Origin of the sequence: Rhodoplanes roseus, from assembly GCF_003258865.1 — a bacterium.
GTDB lineage: Bacteria > Pseudomonadota > Alphaproteobacteria > Rhizobiales > Xanthobacteraceae > Rhodoplanes > Rhodoplanes roseus.
The window spans coordinates 1-5,618 of sequence record NZ_NPEX01000340.1 but is presented as its reverse complement, the minus strand read 5'-3'; the positions used below and the strand labels follow the sequence as shown (position 1 = coordinate 5,618).

Sequence of the window (5,618 nt, the reverse complement as noted above, 5' to 3'; positions counted from 1 at the left end):
CTGGCGACCACGCCGGCCGACCGCCTGCTGGTGGTCGACGGCGCCTCCGGCCCGAACCCGCTGCCGGAGCCGGGCTTCGCCGGCGTCGCCGACGCCGTCGCGGCGCAGTCCCGGTTCGTGCCGGTCGCGCGGTTCGACGTGCCGGAGCAGGGCGCGGTCGTCACCGTGCTGGCCCGCCGCGAGGCCGTCGCCGCGCCCGCCGGAGCGGCACCGGACACGCCGAATCCGGCCCGGCGGGACTGATCTGCGCGTCCCGCGGGAGGGCGCACGCCGCCGTCCTGGACAGCCCCCGGCCGCACCGCTAAAACGAACCAGAATTGCAAAGGCAGGACCGTCGCTTAGCTCGCCCGGGGAGGCGCGGTCGCGCGTCACCAGGAACAAGAGCTTTCGATGAGCGGCGTCAACGACATCCGGTCTGCGTTCTTGAACTTCTTCGCGAAGAACGGGCACGAGATCGTCCCGTCGTCTCCGCTCGTTCCGCGCAACGACCCGACATTGATGTTCACCAATGCCGGTATGGTGCAGTTCAAGAACGTCTTCACCGGCCTCGAGAAGCGCCCCTACAGCCGCGCCGTGACGGCGCAGAAATGCGTGCGGGCCGGCGGCAAGCACAACGACCTCGACAATGTCGGGTACACGGCGCGCCACCACACCTTCTTCGAGATGCTGGGGAATTTCTCCTTCGGCGACTACTTCAAGGATCGCGCGATCGAGCTCGCCTGGAGCCTGATCACCAAGGAATACGGCCTGCCGGCCGATCGCCTCACCATCACGGTGTATGCCGACGACGACGACGCCTTCAACCTGTGGAAGAAGATCGCCGGCCTGCCGGAGCGCCGCATCATCCGCATCGCGTCGTCCGACAATTTCTGGGCGATGGGCGACACCGGCCCGTGCGGCCCGTGCTCGGAGATCTTCTACGACCACGGCGACCACATTCCGGGCGGCCCGCCCGGCTCGCCCGACCAGGACGGCGACCGCTTCATCGAGATCTGGAATCTCGTGTTCATGCAGTACGAGCAGCTCCCTGATCGGAGGCTCGACCTGCCGCGGCCCTCGATCGACACCGGCATGGGGCTGGAGCGCATCGCCGCGGTGCTGCAGGGCACCCACGACAACTACGCCATCGACCTGTTCGGCGCGCTGATCCAGGCCGTGGTCGACCGCACCGGCGTCGATGCCGACGGCCCGATGAAGGCCTCGCACCGGGTCATCGCCGATCACCTGCGCGCCTCGTCGTTCCTGATCGCCGACGGCGTGCTGCCGTCCAACGAAGGCCGCGGCTACGTGCTCCGCCGCATCATGCGCCGCGCCATGCGGCACGCCGAGCTTCTGGGCGCCCGCGAGCCGCTGATGTGGAAGCTGGTGCCGACGCTGGTGCGCGAGATGGGCCAGGCCTATCCGGAGCTGGTGCGGGCCGAGCCGCTGATCACCGAGACGCTGCGGCTGGAAGAGACCCGCTTCCGCAAGACGCTGGAGCGCGGCCTCGGCATCCTGGAGGACGAGACGCGCGATCTGAAGCGCGGCGACAAGCTGAAAGGCGAGGTCGCCTTCACGCTCTACGACACGTTCGGCTTCCCGCTCGATCTGACCCAGGACGCGCTGAAGTCGCGCGGCGTCGAGGTCGATCTGCCCGCGTTCAACGCCGCCATGGAGCGCCAGCGCGAGATGGCGCGCGCCTCGTGGGCCGGCTCCGGCGAAGCGGCGACTGAAACAGTCTGGTTCTCGCTGCGCGAAAACCTCGGCGCCACCGAGTTCCTCGGCTACGAGACCGAGACGGCGGAGGGCGAGGTTCTGGCGCTGGTCCGCGACGGCGTCCAGGCGACCGAGCTGAAGGCCGGCGAGACCGGCGCCGTGATCCTCAACCAGACTCCGTTCTACGGCGAGTCCGGCGGCCAGGTCGGCGACACCGGCGTGATGACGGGCGACGGCGTGCGCTTCCGCGTCACCGGCACCAACAAGAAAGCCGGCGACCTCTTCGTCCACACCGGAACCGTGGAGGAGGGGACGCTGAAGCCGGGCCAGGCGCTGGCGCTCGAGGTCGATCACGCGCGGCGCTCCGATATCCGCCGCAACCACTCGGCGACGCATCTGCTGCACGAGGCGCTGCGCCTGGTGCTGGGCGATCACGTCGCCCAGAAGGGCTCGATGGTGGCGCCCGACCGGCTGCGCTTCGACTTCTCGCACCCGAAGAAGATGTCGGACGAGGAGATCGCCCGGGTCGAGGAGATCGCCAACACCCAGGTGCTGGAGAACACGCCCGTGGTGACGCGCCTGATGGCCGTGGACGACGCCACCGCGTCCGGCGCCCGCGCGCTGTTCGGCGAGAAATACGGCGACGAGGTCCGCGTGGTCGCCATGGGCGAGGCCAGCAATGCGCTCGGCTGGTCGGTGGAGCTGTGCGGCGGCACCCATGTGCGGCGCACCGGCGACATCGGTCTCGTCTATATCGACCAGGAGGCCGGCGTCGCTGCCGGCGTGCGCCGCATCGAGGCGATGACGGGCGCGGCCGCGCGCCGCCGCCTTGCCGACAGCGACCGCCGGGTCGCGGCGCTCGGCCAGCTCGTCCGGGTGCAGCCCGCCCAGGTCGAGGAGCAGGTCGTGAAGCTGCTCGACGAGAAAAAACAGCTCGAGCGCGATCTCGCCGACGCCCGCCGCAAGCTCGCGATGGGCGGCGGTGCCGCCGCCTCGGGCGCGCCCGACGGGCTGCGCGAGGTCGCCGGCGTGAAGCTTTTGGCGCGCGCCGTCTCGGGGATCGAGATCAAGGATCTCAAGAGCCTCGCCGACGACGGCAAGAAGCAGGTCGGCTCCGGCGTGGTGGCGATCGTCGGGGTCACGGCCGAAGGCAAGGCCGGCCTGGTGGTCGGCGTGACGGCGGATCTGACCGGCCGCTTCAGCGCGGTCGATCTGGTCAAGAAGGGCGCCGAGGCGCTGGGCGGCAAGGGCGGCGGTGGCCGCCCCGACATGGCCCAGGCCGGCGGCCCGGACGGCGGCAAGGCCGACGCGGCGCTCGATGCGATCGCGGCGGCGCTCGGACAGGGGTGACGGAACGCAGCGGTAACGTCGCTCCGCCACCATGGACGCTCCGCGGGAGGGGCGCACGATGCGTGGTCACACCAGACGCGCGGGCGAGCTGAAACGCCGGATCGGCGAGATCCTCGATCACGGAGTGGGCTCGGATCGCATCAGTGTGCTGGTCGACCGCACGCTCATCCTGCTGATCCTGCTCAATCTCGCCGGCGTGATCCTCGAATCGGTGCCGGAGATCGACGCGGTCTGGCACCCGGCCTTCGTGGCCATCGAGGCGGTCTCGATCGTCGTGTTCACGATCGAGTATGTGCTCCGCATCTGGTCGGCGCCCGAGCACGCGCTGCTGCGCACCCTGTCGCCCGGACAGGCGCGCTGGCGCTACATGACCTCGACGGTCGGCATCATCGACCTGCTCGCCATCCTGCCGTTCTGGTTCGCCTTCGCGGTGCCCGAGGATCTGCGCGTGGTCCTGGTGTTCCGCGTGGTGCGCTTCCTCAAGCTCACCCGCTACTCGCCCGGCATGCGCTCGCTGCTCGACGCGCTCTACAACGAGCGGCGTGCGCTGCTCGCCTGCCTGGTCATCTTCTTCGGCGCGACGCTGTTCGCGGCCGTGCTGATGTATCTGGTCGAGCGCGACGTGCAGCCCGACAAGCTCGGCACCATTCCGGACGCGATCTGGTGGGCCTTCGTCACCCTCGGCACCATCGGCTACGGCGACGTCGTGCCGGTGACGCCGCTCGGCAAGGTGATCGCCGCGGCCACCATCCTGGGCGCCATGGCCATGGTGGCGATGCCGGTCGGCATCATCGCGACCTCCTTCGCGGAGGAGATCCATCGCCGCGACTTCGTCGTCACCTGGAGCATGGTGGCGCGGGTGCCGCTGTTCGCCGGGCTCGACGCCGCCGCCATCGCCGATATCATGCGCTTCCTGCGCGCCCAGACCGTCGACGCCGGCGACGTGATCGTGCGGGTCGGCGACCCGGCGCATTCGATGTATTTCATCGCCCGCGGTGCGGTCGACATCGATCTGCGCGGGCGCCACATCACGCTCGGGGTCGGACACTTCTTCGGCGAGGTCGCCGTGCTGCGCCGCTCGCGCCGCTCCGGCACCGTCACGGCGCTCACCCGCGCCAACCTGCTGGTGCTCGACGGCAACGACCTGCGCCGCCTGATGGATCGCGACCCGCGGGTCGCCGACCGCATCCAGGAGGTCGTGCGCGAGCGCATCGGCTCCGACATCGTCAGCAAGCGCGGCGACATGGTCGGCGAGGAGATCGCGCAGGGGCAGGAGCGCGGCGAGGACAGGTGAGGGCGCCGGCCTCGAAGGCGGCTCTCGGAGCGGCGTTCTGCGGACCGCCCCGTCTCCCAGGCGCGGCGGCACGCGCCGATCTTGCCGTCCTCGGCGAAACGGGCCACCCTTCCGGCTCACCCGGAGCAACCGGGATCGAAGCCGATCGGGAGGAAACATGGCCGACAACAAACATCCGTCCGTCGATCGCCGCAGCCTGGTCGCGGGCGGCCTGGTCGCCGGCGGCGTCATGGCCGGCGGCATCATGCTGGCGGCCGCGACCCCGCCGGCGCAGGCCGGGGTCGCCCCCGAGCAGGCCGCCGCGCCTGGGCCGGGCGCCGCATCGGGACAGATCGTCGCCGAGGAGCATTGGGCCAAGAAAGGCAAGGTCGATCTCTATCTGTATCGCAAGCGGGTCGACGACGGCGTCGCCAGGCCGGTGCTGTTCCTGGCGCACGGCTCGTCCTTCTCGGGCCGCGGCGGCTTCGATCTCGCCGTGCCGGGCCACCCGGACTACTCGTTCATGGACGCCTTCGCCCGCTTCGGCTTCGACGTCTGGACCATGGACCACGAGAACTACGGCCGCTCGACCCGCGGCACCGGCTCGAACTCCGACATGATGTCGGGCGTCGCCGACCTCGAGGCGGCCATGCCGGTGGTGGAGCGCGTCACCGGGCAGAAGCGCATCCGGCTGAAGGGCCAGTCCTCCGGCGCCATCCGGGCCGGCGTGTTCACGATGCGCAATCCCGAGCGGGTGGAGCGGCTGATCCTCGACGCCTTCACCTGGACGGGCGAGAACGCCCCCGAGATCATGCGCCGGCGCGAGCAGGTGGCGACCTATCGGGCGAGCCCGGTGCGCAAGATGACGCGCGAGACCTTCGTCGGCATCTTCACGCGCGACGATCCCTCCACCTTCGAGGCGGCCGTGCCGGCGGCGCTGGCCGACTACGAGCTCGCCCTCGGCGACACGGCGCCGAGCGGCTCGTATCTCGACATGGCCGTCGCCATGCCGATGGTCGACCCGGCCAAGATCCCGTGTCCGGTGCTGATGACCCGGGCCGAGACCGACGGCAACGCCACCGACGCGGAGCTGCTGGAGTTCTTCGGCAAGCTGCCCAGCCGCGACAAGCAGTTCGTGATGCTGCGCGGCGTCGCCCATGTCGCCGTGCTCGGCACCAACCGCAAGCGCGTGTGGCACGTGATGCGCGAGTTCCTCACCTTGCCGGATCTGGTCGGGGCCTGAGCGCAGCCTCCGGAAACGAAAAGGGCGCGCCGCCGATTCGATCAGCACGGTGGCGCC

General features: G+C 70.3%; 4 protein-coding genes. All 4 read left to right on the top strand.

The window, feature by feature from the left end; genetic code table 11:
- On the top strand, positions 1-243 hold a 243-nt coding region (locus tag CH341_RS27540; protein ID WP_425376214.1), incomplete at its 5' end, for a hypothetical protein.
- 147 nt (positions 244-390) lie between these two features.
- Positions 391-3,045, top strand: coding sequence for an alanine--tRNA ligase (alaS, locus tag CH341_RS27535; RefSeq protein ID WP_111422150.1), 2,655 nt, complete (start codon positions 391-393; stop codon positions 3,043-3,045).
- Between the two features lie 58 nt (positions 3,046-3,103).
- Positions 3,104-4,339 carry a cyclic nucleotide-gated ion channel gene (locus CH341_RS27530; protein WP_111422151.1) on the top strand — a complete coding sequence of 412 codons (1,236 nt, stop codon included), beginning with the start codon at positions 3,104-3,106 and terminating at the stop codon, positions 4,337-4,339.
- 157 nt (positions 4,340-4,496) lie between these two features.
- A complete protein-coding gene (locus tag CH341_RS27525) occupies positions 4,497-5,561 on the top strand; it encodes an alpha/beta hydrolase (RefSeq protein ID WP_111422149.1) in 1,065 nt (354 codons plus the stop codon).
- The last annotated feature ends 57 nt before the right edge of the window (positions 5,562-5,618 follow it).

Excerpts from the sequence above, each read along its gene's own strand:
- alaS (WP_111422150.1), top strand. The coding sequence starts at position 391 with ATGAGCGGCGTCAACGACATCCGGTCTGCGTTCTTGAACTTCTTCGCG.
- CH341_RS27530 (WP_111422151.1), top strand. The coding sequence starts at position 3,104 with ATGCGTGGTCACACCAGACGCGCGGGCGAGCTGAAACGCCGGATCGGC.
- CH341_RS27525 (WP_111422149.1), top strand. The coding sequence starts at position 4,497 with ATGGCCGACAACAAACATCCGTCCGTCGATCGCCGCAGCCTGGTCGCG.